This window comes from Staphylococcus sp. 8AQ, from assembly GCF_902506595.1.
Classification (GTDB): domain Bacteria; phylum Bacillota; class Bacilli; order Staphylococcales; family Staphylococcaceae; genus Staphylococcus; species Staphylococcus pasteuri.
Window position 1 is genome coordinate 1,333,821 of the sequence record NZ_LR733871.1, and the last position, 16,414, is coordinate 1,350,234.

Sequence of the window (16,414 nt, forward strand, 5' to 3'; positions counted from 1 at the left end):
CCTTAAAAACTTAGTTCAAAGGTATTTCAATTTTAATACGCGTACCTTTATTTATTTTTGATTCTATTTGTAATTGTCCTTTTAATAAATCAGTTCGTTGTTGAAGATGCTTAAGACCATTTGAATTGTCTTTGGATTGATGATTATTATCAAAGCCTTTGCCTTCATCTTGAACAATTACAATAAGCGTTTCTTTAGTTTGTTTTAATATTAATTCGACATCTTTAGTATTAGCATGTTTTCTTACATTATTTAAGCATTCCTGTACCATGCGATATACATTTTCCTCTACTAGATTAGATACATCTACTAATCCGTCCACATGTACAGTTAAATTAAGTTGTAGTACATTACTATATTGATTCAAAGCTTGTAACATACCTTGTTCTAATCCGACCGGTTTTAATTGCCATATGAGGGCACGCATTTCATTTACGGCATTTTGACTCGTTTCTTCAATCGTTTTAAACGCTTTTTTAGATATTTCTTCATTTGATATCTCATAAGCTGCATGGGCAGTTAATTTTAATGAAAATAACATTTGATTTACCGAATCATGTAAATCTCGAGCTAATCTATTTCTTTCATTTATTCGAGCATTTTCTTTCTCTCTATCAGTAAGCATAATCCGTTTTATTGCTGAGCCTATTTGAAAAGCAACAGATTCTAGTAATGCTAAATCTTCTTCGTTGTAACGAACTTTATGTGGTGTCGCAACGTTTAATAAACCAAATTGTTCTTCCCCAGATCTTAATGGTACAGTCGCATGATGTGTGATACCATCTGTTTCTTCATGGTGTGCACGATTCGCTAAATTAATTCTAGAACAATTAATAATATTAGATGCTTTTGTTAATTTTCCATTATGATATGATCTCACACACCAACATGAACCATTTGTCATATAATGACATTGATTATTTGTTAATGCTCCAGGTAAATTTATGCTCGATACTAATTCGTGATTACCCGCTTCATCAATAAAGAAAATCCAACCCGTTGTAAAATCGCTGCCCTCAATTAAATATTGAATTGCTCCTTGCATCATACTATACACTTCTGTTTCTTCATTTAAAAATTCAGCAATTTCTTTAAGGAGTGCTAAACGTGTTGGTTTTTCCATAGTTACCTCCGATTTTAATTTATATATCTATTCTATTATAGCGTTTAAGTTTATATAAACAAACATATCACCAAATTCTTTAAATTATCAATTAGTTAAAGGACTCTGATTTCAATTAATTTTATATTGCTGTCATATATTTTGTGATATGATAAATAGTAACTATAGGAGGATTTTATGAAATTTACAATACCTGAAAATTATGATCAATATACATTGAGAGAGATTTTCCAAGATTTGAAGTTACCTAAGAAGGACTTACATTTATTAAATATGTCTAAAGAAATCACTATTAATGACGAAGCTAGCCAATTATCTAATAAAATACATACAGGTGATCATATATTTATACCTACGCCTGATGAGAAAAGTAATTATTTACCTAGTTATCGTTATGCACAAGTTTTTTATGAAAATGATGATTTTGCAATCGTCCTAAAACCTAAAGGTGTCAAAACACATCCTAATGACTTAAAAGAAAGTAATACATTAATGAATCATGTTATATATACGATTGACAGCGAATATGTTGAACCTATTCATAGATTGGACCAAGAAACGGTTGGTTTATTAATTGTAGCTAAAAATCCTATAATGAAGAAAATACTAGATAGAATGCTTGAAGAAAATCAAATCACACGAATTTATAAAGCGCATGTTAAAGCGTTATTACCAGTTAAACCACAAACTATCGATAAACCAATCGGTAAAGACAAATTCCATCCAAATAAGAAACGTATTTCTAATACTGGACAACGTGCTATTACTCATATACTTTCATCAAATATGATTAAAGAAAATGTTTGTGAATTAGAAATTAAATTAGATACTGGTCGAACTCATCAAATTCGTGTTCATTTGGCTGAAATTGGACATCCTGTTATTGGTGATCCATTATATGGTGATTCAACTTTAAGACAATTGGAATTACACAGCTACAAAATTGAGCTGCAACATCCTTTTACTAAGGAATTCATTTCAGTTAGTTTAGATGACGATATCTCATAAATAAAAGCTAGGTTGATTATTAATATAATTCAACCTAGCTTTTTGAAATTTTTATACCTCTAATGTGGATCTACCATATCTTCTGGTTTAATCCATTCTTCAAATTGTTCTTCAGTTACATGGCCTGACTGAATTGCTGATTCTTTAAGCGTTAATCCTTCTTTATGTGCTTTTTTAGCAATTTGAGCTGCTTTTTCATAACCGATATGAGGATTTAATGCAGTAACTAACATTAATGATTGATTTAAATAATTATTGATGTTTTCTTCTATAGGTTCAATTCCAACTGCACAATTATCATTAAATGTTTGCATACCATCTGCAAGTAAATAAATTGATTGTAAAGTATTGTGTAAAATAACCGGTTTAAATACATTTAATTCAAAGTTACCTTGAGAACTTGCAATTCCGACTGCAGTATCATTACCCATGACTTGAACAGCTACCATAGTTAACATTTCACATTGTGTTGGATTAACTTTACCCGGCATAATTGAAGAACCTGGTTCGTTTTCTGGTATAGAAATTTCAGCTAAACCAGCTCTTGGACCTGAAGCTAACCATCTAACGTCATTAGCTATTTTCATTAAATCTGCTGCTAATGCTTTAAGTGTTCCATGTAATTGGACAACTTCATCGTGTGCTGTTAAAGCATGGAATTTATTTTCAGAAGATACGAATTCATAACCAGTATTTTTTGAAATAAATTTAGCAACTTTATCTCCAAATTCTGGATGTGCATTAATTCCTGTACCTACTGCTGTACCACCAATAGCTAAGTTTAATATATGTTTTTTAGATTCACTTAGTAATGTTTCACATTTATCTAACATGTATCTCCAACCGCTAATTTCTTGGCCTAATTTAATTGGTGTAGCATCTTGTAAATGTGTACGTCCGATTTTTATGATAGATTCAAATTCATCTTCTTTTTGTTTGAATGTTTGACGTAAATTTTTTAATGCAGGTTCTAATTTAGTTTCAACTTCGTGATACAAAGCGACATGCATTGCAGTTGGAAATGTATCATTAGAACTTTGTGATTTATTAACATCGTCATTAGGATGAATTGATTCATCGCTATTATGTTCTTTTAAATATTCATTAGCTACATAACTTACGACTTCGTTAACGTTCATATTACTTTGAGTACCGCTTCCTGTTTGCCATACTACTAATGGAAAGTGTTCGTCCAACTCACCATTTAAAATTTTATCGCATGCATATACGATTGCGTCTTTTTTAGCATCACTAAGTTTACCTAATTCATTATTAGCTAATGCAGCACCTCTTTTTAATTGTGCAAAACCATAAACTACTTCAATAGGCATTTTTTCTTTACCTACTGGGAAATTACGTTTACTTCTTTCTGTTTGCGCACCCCAATATTTATCTGCAGGTACTTCAATTTCTCCAAATGTATCATGTTCAATACGTACTGACATTTTATTCTCCCCTTATTTATATTGTTTGATACCAGTATATCACTATTTAAATTACCTTATCAATTTAGAACTAAACCGTTTACATAATAAAATTTTACAAAAAAATCTAGCTTCAACAATTTTATTTAACTGTTGAAACTAGACTCTATTATTTTTTATTGAAATTTTTGTTTTGTTGCTTGAACAGTAGCAATTGCAGTTAAAATATACAATATCGCACTTAAAATAACTGTAACTGGACTTATTTGAATTAAAATTCTCAAGAAGCCTGTTAAACCATTATAAAAATCATTTAATGTGTAGTATAAAATTCCAGTTATAGCTAAACAACAAATTACACTTATAATGATTCCAGATTGATTACTCTTAATAAAAGTTTGCGCATTGACATCATCAATTAAGCCATTTGAAAGATTCAATTGCAATTGCACGATTTTGAATAATAATGGTAAATATAATGCGCCAAGTGCTAATGGAAATGCTTTAATTGATATTAAACTTATAATGACCGTAGCTATCATTAAATGTTTCCAATACTTTCCTAACATACACGTTCTCCTTATATATATGACTATTCAATATCATATCATAATATAAGTAGATATTTTATGCATTTTTGAAATACAAATTGTAAAAATATCATACAATTAATAAAAGCGCTTGTAGTAGACTATGCTAATACAAGCGCTTGATTAATGATTATTCTTCTAAATCAGAACGAACATCTGAATCATGTGATTGGTTTAATTTATCTTCATCATTTTCCTCAGAAATTTGTTCCATTTCTTTACCTAAATCTTTTAAATCATCTAAATCAGTTACCATAGCATTTTCTTCTTCATGATAATTAGTTTTAGAATCTTTATTTTGTGTCATACATAGAACCTCTTTTTCACTTAGTAATTAAGCAAAGCGAGCAGTGAAGTATTCTTTAACATCTTCAGGTAATCCAGCCGCTGCTTCTTTATCTAAAATAACGTTAACCATGCGATGAGCTTTTAAATCTGCTGGTTCATAATTAGACTTACCATTTTCATTATATAATTTTTCAACTACTTCGCGTTTATTGCTACCAGTAACAACTAAGAAAATTTCACGCGCTTCTAATAATCCTTGTCTTACGCTTACATCAAGGTTGCCATTCTCATCAATAGAAACTACTTGTAACACTAATTTACCTTTATTTTCTTTTGTTTTAATTTTATCAGAAATAAATTCATTAGCATCTTGATTATAAGATAATGAATAAATTTGGCTTTGAGGTACGCCTAAAGCTTCATAGTATGATTTATTTTCATCATAATCTAAAATGTTAATTTGACTAAAATCAACTGCATGTAACTCAACGTTCTTTTTAAGTTCATCTAATACAGGTGCATGGTCTTTAGTTAAGTGAACACCAGCGATAGTCATAGGATTGTTGTTAAACTGTTTTCTCAAAATGTCTGCTGTATATTCAGCTACTCTTTGTTTATCTTCGAATACTTTAAAGTTCATTGCCATTTTAAAATACACTCCTCTTAGTTTGCTATACATAGAATAGTATGGTTAATATTAATTCATTTATACCCTTATTATATTTAGGTTAAACTAACCTATGTTTATTGAATATTATTTTCTCATCAATAAATATAACATGTTGATATAATATCCTTCATCTACTTTGAACTTAATCTATCATTTTTTAAGATAAATCAGGGAAAGATTGTTGTCTTAAAGCTTCATAAATAAGTAATGCTGCCGTGTTAGAAAGATTTAATGATCTAATTTTATCACTCATAGGTATACGTAATGCTGTTTCTTGATATTTTTCTTTAACCCAATCCGGTAACCCAGTTGTTTCTCTTCCGAAAATAAAGTAATGATCGTGACTTGTATCTGAAAAATCAAAATCACTATATGTTTGTTTACCAAATTTAGTAAGTAAATAATAATCTCCTTCAGTTTCATCAAAAAATGATTCTATATTTTCATGGTATGTAATATTAACATGTTCCCAATAATCTAATCCTGCTCTTTTTAACATTTTATCGTCAGTACTAAACCCTAAAGGTTTAATTAAATGTAAATGTGTATTGGTACCTGCACACGTTCTAGCAATATTGCCAGTATTGGCAGGTATTTCAGGTTGAAATAAAACAATGTGATTTGTCATTTATTTTTCTCTCCTCATTTCCAAGCCTTTCTTCATTTCAACTTGGACTTCTTCTAATTCATCATGATAATGTGTTTGAATAAATTCACGTGCATTTTCACCATCAATTTGTCCAATTGCCCAAAATGCTGTTCCTCTTATCATTGGTCTTGGATCATTTAATGCTACTTCTTTTAACTCAGGTATAGCACTTTCTTCATTAAAATGTGCTAAAGCTAAAATAGCATTACGTTGAATTGGTTTTTTTCCTCTCCAAGCACCTGCTAAATGTCCATAGGTTGCTTTAAATTCTTTATTACTCATTTGTAATAACGGTATTAATCGAGGTTTCAATATTTCTGGTTCTAAAACTATATCATCATGTTGAGTATTGATTCCTTTATTTTTTGGACATATTTGTTGGCACGTATCGCAACCATATAAACGATTACCTATTTTATATCTATATTGATCATCTAAATACCCTTTTGTTTGCGTTAAGAAGCTAATACATTTTTGACTATTTAATTGACCATTACCTACTAATGCTCCAGTGGGACATCTATCAACACAAATAGTACAGTCACCACAACTATCAATTAATGGATCATCAGGTTCAAATGGAATACTAACAAGCATTTCTCCTAAATAAGTCCACGTACCTAAATCTGGATTAATTACAAATCCATTTCGTCCTACAAATCCTAAACCAGCTCGTTCTGCAACCGCTCTATCAGATAATACACCAGTATCTACCATAGATTGAATCTCAACATCTGGAACAACTGATCTTATATACTCACTTAGTTGATCGAGTCGCTTTCTCATAATTGTATGGTAGTCTTGTCCCCAAGAAGCTCTTGCAAACATACCACGTCTATCACCACGAACACTTTTAGGTGCACCTTTAAGTTTATTTGGATAGCCTACAGCAATTGCAATAATGGATCTTGCAGTTGGTAAACTTAATTTGGGTTCAGTCCTTAGTGCAATGTCAGACTCTTCAAAACCAGATGCATATCCCTTAGCATGATAGTCTTCTAGTTTTTGTTTTAATTCGTCAAAAGGATCGGCAGTAGTAAAACCTATACTGTCGATACCAATAGTATGCGCATAATCAATGATATCTTGTTTTAACTGCTTTACATCCAAAATTTTGCCCCCACAATAAAAATATACTCTTGTTATTCTAACATATCAGTAATTAATGATGTATGTATCAGATTTAAAAAACAAGCAAACACACAAAATGTTCACTTGTTTATTGACAAATTATATATTATTTTTCATATAGTTATAAAACTCTTGCTAAGAAATTTTGAGTTCTTTCATTTTGTGGGTGTTCAAATAGTTCGTTGGGTTTACCAGATTCTACTACCACTCCGTCAGCCATAAATATTACTTTATCACTTACCTCTTTAGCGAATCCCATTTCATGTGTAACCACAACCATAGTCATACCTTCTTTAGCTAGATCTTTCATTACTTTTAATACATCACCAACAACTTCTGGATCTAGGGCTGAGGTAGGTTCATCAAATAGCATAACATCCGGTTGCATTGCTAATGCACGTGCAATAGCAACTCTTTGATTTTGTCCGCCTGACAACTGACTTGGATATACTTCGGCTTTTTCTTTTAAACCCACTTTTTCAAGTAATTCCAAAGCTTGATTATTCAACTTATTTAACTCTCTCTTTTTTAAAAGTTTTGGAGCTAATATGATATTATCTTTAACCTTTTTATGTGGAAATAAATTAAAATTTTGGAATACCATACCTATTTTCTGGCGTAACTGGTCTAATTGTATACCTTTATGCGTTAAATCATTACCTTCAAAAATAACTTGTCCTTTAGTTGGTATTTCTAGTAAATTCATACATCTCAGTAATGTACTTTTACCACTACCAGAGGGTCCAATAATTGCTACAACTTCTCCTTGCTGTATTTCTAAATTAATGTCTTTTAAAACTTCATTATTACCAAATTTCTTATTTAAGTTTTTAATTTTAATCACTGGCCATCATTCTCCCCTCTATAAAATTCATGATTCGTGATAAAGTAAATGTAAGAATAAAGTACATACCTGCTGCTATTAATAATGGTGTGAAAGGATCAAATGAAATACCTTGGACAACTTGAGCATTAAACATTATTTCACCTACACCAATTGTAGATACAATTGATGATTCTTTTATTAATGTGACAAATTCATTACCAAGAGCAGGTAGAATATTTTTAATTGCTTGAGGCATAATGACAGATCTCATTGTTTGATTGTAACTTAAGCCTAAACTACGAGCAGCTTCTGTTTGTCCTTTGTCAATTGAATTAATACCTGCACGAAATATCTCTGCTATATATGCTGAAGCGTTAATGACTAACGCAATGATTCCACAAATTAACGCAGAAATATCTAGTCCAAGTGCTGCGGTAGTACCAAAAAATACTATAAAAACTTGTACTAATAGTGGTGTTCCCCTTAAAAATTCAATGTAAATTGATGCCAACCAAGATAAAGGTTTAATTTTGCTTAATTTCATAAGCGCAATAAAAGCTCCTAAAATAGCTCCTAACACTACCCCAATAATTGAGATTAAAATCGTATTTTTTATACCTTTAATGAAAAAGCTTTTATATTTTGTATAAAAATTACCATCATCTTGCATATCTTTTGATGCTTGAGTCATATATTGATCTATTAAATGTTTATCATTGACTTCATCGATAGTTTGATTAAGCTTTTTTAATAAAATGGGAGAATTTTTAGGAAGCGCAATACAAGTGGGTTTCTTTTCTTCATTAAATGTCACATCTGAAAAAGCAAGTTCTGGATTTTGTTTTATGTATGCTTCTGCTACCGGCTTTTCTAAAATAGCTCCATCTGCTTTATTGCTTTTGACAGATAATATTGTTTCAGGCAATTTATTTAAAGAAGTCACGTCAGCATTTTCTATCTCTGTTTTTGCTATTTTTTCTTGATCTGTACCCTTTTGGACAGCAATTCTTTTATTTTTAAAATCGTTAATATCTTTTAAATGACTCTTTTCTTTTTTCTTAACCAACATAATATTATTAGTCATCATATAAGGCTTTGTAAAATTTACTTCTTTTTCACGTTCAGGGGTTGTTGTCATTCCTGAAATGATAATATCAATTTTTCCTGTTTTTAATGCACCTAGTAAACTATCAAATTGCATATTAATAATCTTTAATTTCAAATGATTATCTTTAGCTATCTTTTTGGCTAGTTCAATATCAACACCAGCATATTCAGTTTTACCGTTTATATTCTTTTCAAATTCCATTGGTGCGTAATCTGCTGATAGACCAACACGCAATACGCCACTTTCTTTGATTTTTTTCCAATGTTCGTCGTTTTCTTCAGCATGAGTATTGTTTTGAGTATTTGTCAATAATGAACCTACAAGGATTATAAATACCAAAAATACTTTAATAATATATTTCATTAAAGCATCCTTCCTTTTTAATATTCATTATTATACAAATTTATACATTAATATGCAATATAAATTTTTAAATACATAAAAAAAGCATAGCCATTAGGCTACACTTTAAGCAAATTTATTCTTTTGGAATTTCAAATTTATATATTTCATCATTGTAAGAGTGTATAAATTTTTTGCATAATTCATGGACTACAAATCCACTTATGAAAGGAACTATAAAGTATCCAACAAATAATAATATAATATTAGTCATTTGGTCACCAGACATACGATTTAATGCATTAATAGGTCCAACTAAGCCTGTATATCCAAATCCAGCTGAAAGTGGCGTCCCTTTAATTCCAATCAAATACGCAGTTATACCAGTCACTATTCCGTTAATTATCAATGGTACTGCAATAATTAAGTGTTTTAAATAAACAGGAATCATCATTTTTGCTGCTCCAATTAATAATACTAAATTAACCCCAATAGAATTTATTCTTAATGAACCAAATAAAAATGTTACGCATGCAGCTACAATTCCCATATTAGCAGCACCACTTCCCAAACCAGTTAAACTAATAGCAGTGGCAATTGCTACTAATGAAATAGGTGTTACCATCAATAAAGAGAAAGTTACGCTTATTAAAATTGACATAGTTAAAGGATTCAAATCAGTAAATGAATTAATAACTTTACCAATAGTATGAGTGATAATTTGAACATAAGGTAATGTAATGAGTCCTATTGTTCCACTGACTACCGGAATTAAAACAGGTAAAATAATCATTTCGAAAGATCCCAATTTACCTTGAAGAATTAAATATAAAAAACATGCTATAATCACGACTAAAATAATATTAATAATATCTCCAATACCTTTTAACATGATAGTCTGACCATCAAAAACAATTGCCCCTGACCCTAACATAGCAGAAGCTCCTATTATCGCTGCTCCTGATCCATTAAATTTAAATTGATGCGCAGCAAGTACACCAACAATAAAAGCCATGAATGATTGTACTACAGTAACAAGTCTAAAAATACTTTCAAGCAGCTCGTTACCATCTTTAAAAAATTTCAACAATTCACCAAGTAAAGCATTTGGCAATAATGCAATGACTACTCCTGCCCCTACTGCATTTAAAATATTACTAAAAAAACTTTTACTACCCATTTTCGAGCTAGTATTACTCATTATAGACCTCCAATTAATAATGTTAGAATTATCATATTATAAAACTCTTTCTACTACAATCACACTTTTTAACAAAGATAAGACAATATTTTTAAACGTTTTAAATTCTTCAAATCATTAGTATTTATTCCTCTATTCTTTAAAATATCTAAAAGTATAAAAAAAGAGTGAAAACATTGGTTGAACAACATTTTCACTCACAATACATAAGGTATTTATATAATACCGGCGGTCGGGATCGAACCGACACTCCAAAAAGGAACGGGATTTTGAGTCCCGCGCGTCTGCCAATTCCGCCACGCCGGCTCAATATAAAGAAAAAACTTCCCACTTGGAAGTAATTGGAGCGGAAGATAGGACTTACACCTATACCTCATTCCGGGAAGGAATGTGTTCTAAGAGTTGAACTACTCCCGCTTAATATAAAATTTGGAGCGGAAGATAGGACTTGCACCTATACCTCATTCCGGGAAGGAATGTGTTCTGAGAGTTGAACTACTCCCGCTTAATATAAAATTTGGAGCGGAAGATAGGATTTGCACCTATACCTCGTTCCGGGAAGGAACGTGTTCTAAGAGTTGAACTACTCCCGCTTAATATAAACCTGGAGGCGGCAACCGGATTTGAACCGGTGATAAAGGTTTTGCAGACCTCTGCCTTACCACTTGGCTATGCCGCCAATAACTGGGCTAGCTGGATTCGAACCAGCGCGTGACGGAGTCAAAGTCCGTTGCCTTACCGCTTGGCTATAGCCCATTAATAATAAGGGCGGTTGAAGGGAATCGAACCCTCGAATGTCGGAACCACAATCCGATGCGTTAACCACTTCGCCACAACCGCCATGACAGGGGCAGTAGGAATCGAACCCACACCAAAGGTTTTGGAGACCTCTATTCTACCGTTGAACTATGCCCCTATTTAAATATGGTGGAGGGGGGCAGATTCGAACTGCCGAACCCGAAGGAGCGGATTTACAGTCCGCCGCGTTTAGCCACTTCGCTACCCCTCCAAGAGATGGTGCCGGCCAGAGGACTTGAACCCCCAACCTACTGATTACAAGTCAGTTGCTCTACCAGTTGAGCTAGGCCGGCTTGTTAAATGGTTCAGGACAGAGTCGAACTGCCGACACATGGAGCTTCAATCCATTGCTCTACCAACTGAGCTACTGAACCATAATAATAATGGCGGTCTCGACGGGAATCGAACCCGCGATCTCCTGCGTGACAGGCAGGCGTGTTAACCGCTACACTACGAGACCTATTAAAACTATGTATTGCGGGAGGCGGATTTGAACCACCGACCTTCGGGTTATGAGCCCGACGAGCTACCGAACTGCTCCATCCCGCGTTAATAATAAATAATAAAAACGGAGGAAGAGGGATTCGAACCCCCGCGGCCCGTTAAGGCCCTGTCGGTTTTCAAGACCGATCCCTTCAGCCGGACTTGGGTATTCCTCCATGATTATAGGTAAAATGCTATTAAAATAAAATGGCGGTCTCGACGGGAATCGAACCCGCGATCTCCTGCGTGACAGGCAGGCGTGTTAACCGCTACACTACGAGACCAAATATAAAACGGAGGAAGAGGGATTCGAACCCCCGCGGCCCGTTAAGGCCCTGTCAGTTTTCAAGACCGATCCCTTCAGCCGAACTTGGGTATTCCTCCAAAATTATATGGACCTTGCAGGACTCGAACCTGCGACCGAACGGTTATGAGCCGTTAGCTCTAACCAACTGAGCTAAAGGTCCTAAATATAATCTTACAACTAATAAGTAGTGGCGGTGGAGGGGATCGAACCCCCGACCTCACGGGTATGAACCGTACGCTCTAGCCAGCTGAGCTACACCGCCGTTATCTAGTTTGTAAATTTAATATGGTGGAGACTAGCGGGATCGAACCGCTGACCTCCTGCGTGCAAAGCAGGCGCTCTCCCATCTGAGCTAAGCCCCCATAATTAAACTAATTAATTGTTACTATCGGGAAGACAGGATTCGAACCTACGACCCCTTGGTCCCAAACCAAGTGCTCTACCAAGCTGAGCTACTTCCCGTAGAATAAGCGCGCCCGATAGGAGTCGAACCCATAACCTCTTGATCCGTAGTCAAACGCTCTATCCAATTGAGCTACGGGCGCATATTAACAATATTATGGTGCCGAGGACCGGAATCGAACCGGTACGGTGATCTCTCACCGCAGGATTTTAAGTCCTGTGCGTCTGCCAGTTCCGCCACCCCGGCACTATAAAATGGAGCAGAAGACGGGATTCGAACCCGCGACCCCAACCTTGGCAAGGTTGTATTCTACCGCTGAACTACTTCTGCATATGCGGGTGAAGGGAGTCGAACCCCCACGCCGTAAGGCGCTAGATCCTAAGTCTAGTGCGTCTGCCAATTCCGCCACACCCGCTATTAAAATGGTGAGCCATAGAGGATTCGAACCTCTGACCCTCTGATTAAAAGTCAGATGCTCTACCAACTGAGCTAATGGCTCTAAAACTGGTGCCGGCCAGAGGACTTGAACCCCCAACCTACTGATTACAAGTCAGTTGCTCTACCAATTGAGCTAGGCCGGCTACTAAAATGGTGGAGAATGACGGGTTCGAACCGCCGACCCTCTGCTTGTAAGGCAGATGCTCTCCCAGCTGAGCTAATTCTCCAATATATTTGCCTGGCAACGTCCTACTCTAGCGGAACGTTAGTCCGACTACCATCGGCGCTAAGGAGCTTAACTTCTGTGTTCGGCATGGGAACAGGTGTGACCTCCTTGCCATTGTCACCAGACAAATGGAATGTATTATACATTCAAAACTAGATAGTAAGTAAAATGATTTTGCGTCGCAAAACATAAAATTGATTAAGTCTTCGATCGATTAGTATTCGTCAGCTCCANTCTTGTGAGTGTTCTTTCGAACACTAGCGATTATTTCTTATGAATTCAAGCTTTAAAACTCTAATTCACTCGGTTTTGCTTGGTAAAATCTATATTTTACTTACTTATCTAGTTTTCAATGTACAATTTATATGGTGGAGACTAGCGGGATCGAACCGCTGACCTCCTGCGTGCAAAGCAGGCGCTCTCCCATCTGAGCTAAGCCCCCAAATAAAATATTGAATTAATGGTGGGCCTAAGTGGACTCGAACCACCGACCTCACGCTTATCAGGCGTGCGCTCTAACCAGCTGAGCTATAGGCCCATTAATTATTTGTAAAACAAACAATCAAAACTGAATACAATATGTCAATGTTATTCCTTCATCTTCTACGAAGATGTTCCGAATATATCCTTAGAAAGGAGGTGATCCAGCCGCACCTTCCGATACGGCTACCTTGTTACGACTTCACCCCGCCAGGATCAAACTCTCCATAAAAAATTATGATGTTTGATTAGCTCATAAAACTAAATTAATTGTTGTAACTTTCGTTACATTATTGGAATTAACGTTGACATATTGTCATTCAGTTTTCAATGTTCGTTTTTTTCACTTACAATATCTTATTATATCGTGTCCGTTTTGTTAAGTCAAGAATAAATTTAATTTCTTTTTTTAAAATTAAATTGTTGTTTAATAACTCAACAAGAACTATAATATAATGTTTAAGTTGAAAGTTCAATAGTCAAAATTACACTTTGTTAATATTTCATTTAAAAAGTTAATAAAACCTTTCAAATAACTTAACATCATTTTGACGACTTTTATATAGTATCAATTAATTTGTTTATCGTCAACGAATTTCATACACTATTTTGGTTTAAATTTACCACTATAGTAACTATTAATTGTTTGAGTGCACAATAATCTCATATATTCTCTATTTTAATATACAGTATATTAATCTAACTAATCTTTTGTAATTCTCCCTACATTCTAGTTTGTTTATTTAACATTAACGATTTCTCTTTTATTTTAATCTGTCTTTCCTAATAAGCGTCTAAAATATAAATCTAATTGTCACATCATAATTTCGTAATTAATCAGTGCTCATGTTATACAGATTGTTCAAGTAAATAAAAACCATGTCTATTCTTATTTAGAATAAACATGGTTTTATTTAAAACTATTATTTGTGTAAGAATATAATGTATAAGTAAACAACTTATTATTCTTTTTCCTTACAATCTTTACAGATCCCATAAATTTCCATACGATGATGTGTTACGTCGAACTCTGTTACGTGCTGTGCTAGTTGTTCTACCTCATCTAATTGAGGATAATGAAAATCAACAATCTTTCCACACTTTTCACAAATAATGTGGTAGTGATTATGAGTATTGAAATCAAAGCGACTTGATGAATCACCATATGTGAGTTCTTTAACTAAGCCAATGTCTTTAAATACTCTTAAATTGTTGTAGATAGTCGCAACACTTATATTAGGAAAATCTGGTGAAAGTGCTTGATATATTTCGTCGGCACTTGGATGTGTTTTTGAAGAAATCATAAATTTAATAATTGCTTGTCTTTGAGGAGTAATACGGATTCCCGCTTTTCTCAATGATGTAATTGATTCTTCAAGCTCATGTTCTATAGATTCTAATTCCGCACTCATTTTTTCACCATCTTTCTAGTTAATAATTATTATTACTTAATATTAATATAACTGTTGCGAATTAAAATTGTCAATATAACTGCAGTATTTTAATTAATATCCCTTATTTAAATCAACTATATTCTCAATTAAATCTTTGTTATTGAGAAAATGTTTCAAGTTATTCACAAATATATCCGTTACTTCTTTATTTATATTATTATCATTACCAGTAATGTGTGCTGTTATTGTTACATTATCTAATTCATATAATGGATTGTTTTCATCTAATGGTTCATTTTCAAATACATCTAAATAAGCATGTCTAATTAAGTTTTCTTTCAATACTTTTAGAATTGTAGTTTCTTTAACTATAGTACCTCGTCCAACATTAATAAAAAGTGCATCGTTACTCATTTGTTTAAAGTGATCATATTGTAATAAATGAATTGTTTTATTTGTTTCAGGTAAAGCATTGATAATAATATCAACTTCTCCAATAACTTCATTCAATTTTTCTATTTTATATACTTCATCGAACCACTCTTTATCTTTTCCGGAGTTACTCAAACCAATTACCTGCATATCAAATGCTTTGGCTAACTTTGCAGCACGACTTGCAATCGCACCAGTACCTAAAAATAATACTTTGTCCCCACTTAATCGTCTTCCTACCATTTTAGAATCATACACTTTATTTTGTTGGTTAATAAATGATGTTCTCATTTTTTTATAATCATCTAATATGAACGCTAAGATAAATTCAGAAAGTTGTTTTGCTTGTACTCCCCTACTATTAGTTAGTTTAATATTATGATTTTTCAAATAATCTAATGGTAATGAATTAACACCTGTCGCATACCATGCGATCCATTTAAGATTTGGGCAATCTTTTAAAAATGATTCATCTAATTCACCATCATAACCTATTAATATATCTAAAGATTGTCTGTCTTCAAATGGTATATTTTTAGATTTTTTAATAAACTTAAAATCTACTTGTGGGAATTTCTCTACTAACTCATCTTCTAATTCGCCTAATCTAAACAGACTTACAACCTTCATAGATTATCACTCCAATATATTTTTTAACTCATCAATCTGTGTTTTAACCTTAACTTTCTCGATAACATCTTTTATAATTCCTTTTTCATCTATAACAAATGTTGTACGAACTATTCCCATACTTTCTTTACCAAATGATTTTTTCAGTTGATAAACCCCAGTCTCTTTAGAAAGTAAGAAATCTTCATCTACTAATAAATCAAAGTTTAACTGATGTTTTTCTATGAAATTTTGATGTTTTTTCTTAGAATCTCCACTAACACCATAAATATTCACGTTTAAATCATTAAAAAGTTCGATATTATCTCTAAAATCACACGCTTCTGTTGTACAAGTAGGTGTATTATCTCTTGGATAAAAGTAAAGTATTGTCGTTTGTCCTTTAATTGTTTCGTTCGATACTAATTCTCCATTCTGATTTTCTAGAGAAAACTCTGGGAACTTATCACCTTTTTTTAACATT

Annotated in this window: 14 protein-coding genes, 29 tRNA genes and 1 rRNA gene; 1 reads left to right on the forward strand and 43 read right to left on the reverse strand. The window is 33.1% G+C overall.

All coding sequences use genetic code 11. The annotated features are described in order from the left end of the window. Positions 1-10 precede the first annotated feature (10 nt). Positions 11-1,123, reverse strand: coding sequence for a GAF domain-containing sensor histidine kinase (locus GVY01_RS06470; protein ID WP_017638034.1), 1,113 nt, complete (start codon positions 1,121-1,123; stop codon positions 11-13). A gap of 177 nt (positions 1,124-1,300) precedes the next feature. Here GVY01_RS06470 and GVY01_RS06475 point away from each other — a divergent pair, with 177 nt between their 5' ends. After that, positions 1,301-2,131, forward strand: a complete 831-nt coding sequence (locus tag GVY01_RS06475; protein WP_017638033.1) for an RluA family pseudouridine synthase — start codon at positions 1,301-1,303, stop codon at positions 2,129-2,131. A gap of 59 nt (positions 2,132-2,190) precedes the next feature. Here the strand turns inward: GVY01_RS06475 and fumC are convergent, their stop codons facing one another. The 42 genes from fumC to bcp all read right to left on the reverse strand — a co-directional run bounded on the left by fumC (position 2,191) and on the right by bcp (position 16,413). Next, positions 2,191-3,576 carry a class II fumarate hydratase gene (gene fumC, locus GVY01_RS06480; protein WP_046466851.1) on the reverse strand — a complete coding sequence of 462 codons (1,386 nt, stop codon included), beginning with the start codon at positions 3,574-3,576 and terminating at the stop codon, positions 2,191-2,193. Positions 3,577-3,731: 155 nt separating this feature from the next. Then, positions 3,732-4,124 (reverse strand): hypothetical protein, encoded by a 393-nt coding sequence (locus GVY01_RS06485; RefSeq protein ID WP_017638031.1) that lies wholly within the window; start codon positions 4,122-4,124, stop codon positions 3,732-3,734. Between the two features lie 151 nt (positions 4,125-4,275). Further along, complete coding sequence (locus GVY01_RS06490; protein WP_017638030.1) at positions 4,276-4,452, reverse strand: SAS053 family DNA gyrase inhibitor; 177 nt, start codon at positions 4,450-4,452, stop codon at positions 4,276-4,278. Between the two features lie 27 nt (positions 4,453-4,479). Beyond that, the gene (locus GVY01_RS06495) at positions 4,480-5,079 is read right to left on the reverse strand and encodes a 6-phosphogluconolactonase (RefSeq protein WP_017638029.1); all 600 of its coding nucleotides are present in this window, start codon (positions 5,077-5,079) and stop codon (positions 4,480-4,482) included. Positions 5,080-5,260: 181 nt separating this feature from the next. Continuing rightward, the gene (gene trmL, locus GVY01_RS06500) at positions 5,261-5,731 is read right to left on the reverse strand and encodes a tRNA (uridine(34)/cytosine(34)/5-carboxymethylaminomethyluridine(34)-2'-O)-methyltransferase TrmL (RefSeq protein WP_017638028.1); all 471 of its coding nucleotides are present in this window, start codon (positions 5,729-5,731) and stop codon (positions 5,261-5,263) included. Then, positions 5,732-6,862 (reverse strand): tRNA epoxyqueuosine(34) reductase QueG, encoded by a 1,131-nt coding sequence (queG, locus tag GVY01_RS06505; RefSeq protein ID WP_017638027.1) that lies wholly within the window; start codon positions 6,860-6,862, stop codon positions 5,732-5,734. Positions 6,863-7,004: 142 nt separating this feature from the next. Then, entirely contained in the window at positions 7,005-7,727 is a 723-nt protein-coding gene (locus GVY01_RS06510) for an amino acid ABC transporter ATP-binding protein (RefSeq protein ID WP_017638026.1), read from the reverse strand. Further along, positions 7,720-9,180, reverse strand: a complete 1,461-nt coding sequence (locus GVY01_RS06515) for an ABC transporter substrate-binding protein/permease (RefSeq protein WP_017638025.1) — start codon at positions 9,178-9,180, stop codon at positions 7,720-7,722. Before GVY01_RS06515 ends, GVY01_RS06510 begins: the two co-directional genes overlap by 8 nt. 115 nt (positions 9,181-9,295) lie before the next feature. Then, the gene (locus GVY01_RS06520) at positions 9,296-10,360 is read right to left on the reverse strand and encodes a PTS transporter subunit IIC (protein WP_017638024.1); all 1,065 of its coding nucleotides are present in this window, start codon (positions 10,358-10,360) and stop codon (positions 9,296-9,298) included. 223 nt (positions 10,361-10,583) lie between these two features. After that, positions 10,584-10,666: transfer RNA gene (locus GVY01_RS06525), tRNA-Leu, on the reverse strand. A 36-nt stretch (positions 10,667-10,702) separates the two neighbouring features. After that, positions 10,703-10,777, reverse strand: a tRNA-Gly gene (locus GVY01_RS06530). 13 nt (positions 10,778-10,790) lie between these two features. Next, positions 10,791-10,865: transfer RNA gene (locus tag GVY01_RS06535), tRNA-Gly, on the reverse strand. Positions 10,866-10,878: 13 nt separating this feature from the next. Then, positions 10,879-10,953, reverse strand: a tRNA-Gly gene (locus tag GVY01_RS06540). 12 nt (positions 10,954-10,965) lie between these two features. Continuing rightward, positions 10,966-11,039, reverse strand: a tRNA-Cys gene (locus GVY01_RS06545). Positions 11,040-11,044: 5 nt separating this feature from the next. Further along, positions 11,045-11,116 (reverse strand) — tRNA-Gln (locus GVY01_RS06550). An 11-nt stretch (positions 11,117-11,127) separates the two neighbouring features. Then, positions 11,128-11,200: transfer RNA gene (locus GVY01_RS06555), tRNA-His, on the reverse strand. Positions 11,201-11,205: 5 nt separating this feature from the next. Then, positions 11,206-11,276 (reverse strand) — tRNA-Trp (locus GVY01_RS06560). A 9-nt stretch (positions 11,277-11,285) separates the two neighbouring features. Next, positions 11,286-11,369, reverse strand: a tRNA-Tyr gene (locus GVY01_RS06565). 6 nt (positions 11,370-11,375) lie between these two features. Further along, positions 11,376-11,451: transfer RNA gene (locus GVY01_RS06570), tRNA-Thr, on the reverse strand. An 8-nt stretch (positions 11,452-11,459) separates the two neighbouring features. Then, positions 11,460-11,532: transfer RNA gene (locus tag GVY01_RS06575), tRNA-Phe, on the reverse strand. Between the two features lie 10 nt (positions 11,533-11,542). Beyond that, positions 11,543-11,618 (reverse strand) — tRNA-Asp (locus tag GVY01_RS06580). A gap of 15 nt (positions 11,619-11,633) precedes the next feature. Continuing rightward, a tRNA-Met gene (locus tag GVY01_RS06585) sits at positions 11,634-11,707 on the reverse strand. Between the two features lie 20 nt (positions 11,708-11,727). After that, positions 11,728-11,817, reverse strand: a tRNA-Ser gene (locus tag GVY01_RS06590). Between the two features lie 32 nt (positions 11,818-11,849). Then, positions 11,850-11,925, reverse strand: a tRNA-Asp gene (locus GVY01_RS06595). A gap of 10 nt (positions 11,926-11,935) precedes the next feature. Continuing rightward, positions 11,936-12,025 (reverse strand) — tRNA-Ser (locus GVY01_RS06600). Positions 12,026-12,034: 9 nt separating this feature from the next. Further along, positions 12,035-12,108: transfer RNA gene (locus GVY01_RS06605), tRNA-Ile, on the reverse strand. Positions 12,109-12,136: 28 nt separating this feature from the next. Next, a tRNA-Met gene (locus tag GVY01_RS06610) sits at positions 12,137-12,210 on the reverse strand. Positions 12,211-12,234: 24 nt separating this feature from the next. Continuing rightward, positions 12,235-12,310 (reverse strand) — tRNA-Ala (locus tag GVY01_RS06615). Between the two features lie 26 nt (positions 12,311-12,336). Continuing rightward, a tRNA-Pro gene (locus tag GVY01_RS06620) sits at positions 12,337-12,410 on the reverse strand. Between the two features lie 9 nt (positions 12,411-12,419). Further along, positions 12,420-12,493: transfer RNA gene (locus GVY01_RS06625), tRNA-Arg, on the reverse strand. Between the two features lie 15 nt (positions 12,494-12,508). Beyond that, positions 12,509-12,597: transfer RNA gene (locus tag GVY01_RS06630), tRNA-Leu, on the reverse strand. 9 nt (positions 12,598-12,606) lie between these two features. Continuing rightward, positions 12,607-12,681 (reverse strand) — tRNA-Gly (locus tag GVY01_RS06635). 3 nt (positions 12,682-12,684) lie between these two features. Continuing rightward, positions 12,685-12,766, reverse strand: a tRNA-Leu gene (locus GVY01_RS06640). An 8-nt stretch (positions 12,767-12,774) separates the two neighbouring features. Further along, positions 12,775-12,850: transfer RNA gene (locus tag GVY01_RS06645), tRNA-Lys, on the reverse strand. Positions 12,851-12,856: 6 nt separating this feature from the next. After that, positions 12,857-12,932 (reverse strand) — tRNA-Thr (locus GVY01_RS06650). A gap of 8 nt (positions 12,933-12,940) precedes the next feature. Then, a tRNA-Val gene (locus GVY01_RS06655) sits at positions 12,941-13,016 on the reverse strand. A 9-nt stretch (positions 13,017-13,025) separates the two neighbouring features. Further along, a 5S ribosomal RNA gene (rrf, locus tag GVY01_RS06660) occupies positions 13,026-13,140 on the reverse strand. A gap of 241 nt (positions 13,141-13,381) precedes the next feature. After that, positions 13,382-13,457, reverse strand: a tRNA-Ala gene (locus GVY01_RS06665). Between the two features lie 19 nt (positions 13,458-13,476). Continuing rightward, a tRNA-Ile gene (locus GVY01_RS06670) sits at positions 13,477-13,553 on the reverse strand. Between the two features lie 904 nt (positions 13,554-14,457). Continuing rightward, complete coding sequence (gene perR / locus GVY01_RS06675; protein ID WP_017636959.1) at positions 14,458-14,907, reverse strand: peroxide-responsive transcriptional repressor PerR; 450 nt, start codon at positions 14,905-14,907, stop codon at positions 14,458-14,460. Between the two features lie 93 nt (positions 14,908-15,000). Then, on the reverse strand, positions 15,001-15,951 hold the full coding sequence (locus tag GVY01_RS06680) for a phosphoglycerate dehydrogenase (RefSeq protein ID WP_017636960.1): 951 nt from the start codon (positions 15,949-15,951) through the stop codon (positions 15,001-15,003). Positions 15,952-15,957: 6 nt separating this feature from the next. Next, the gene (bcp, locus tag GVY01_RS06685; protein ID WP_017636961.1) at positions 15,958-16,413 is read right to left on the reverse strand and encodes a thioredoxin-dependent thiol peroxidase; all 456 of its coding nucleotides are present in this window, start codon (positions 16,411-16,413) and stop codon (positions 15,958-15,960) included. Position 16,414: the final 1 nt, after the last annotated feature.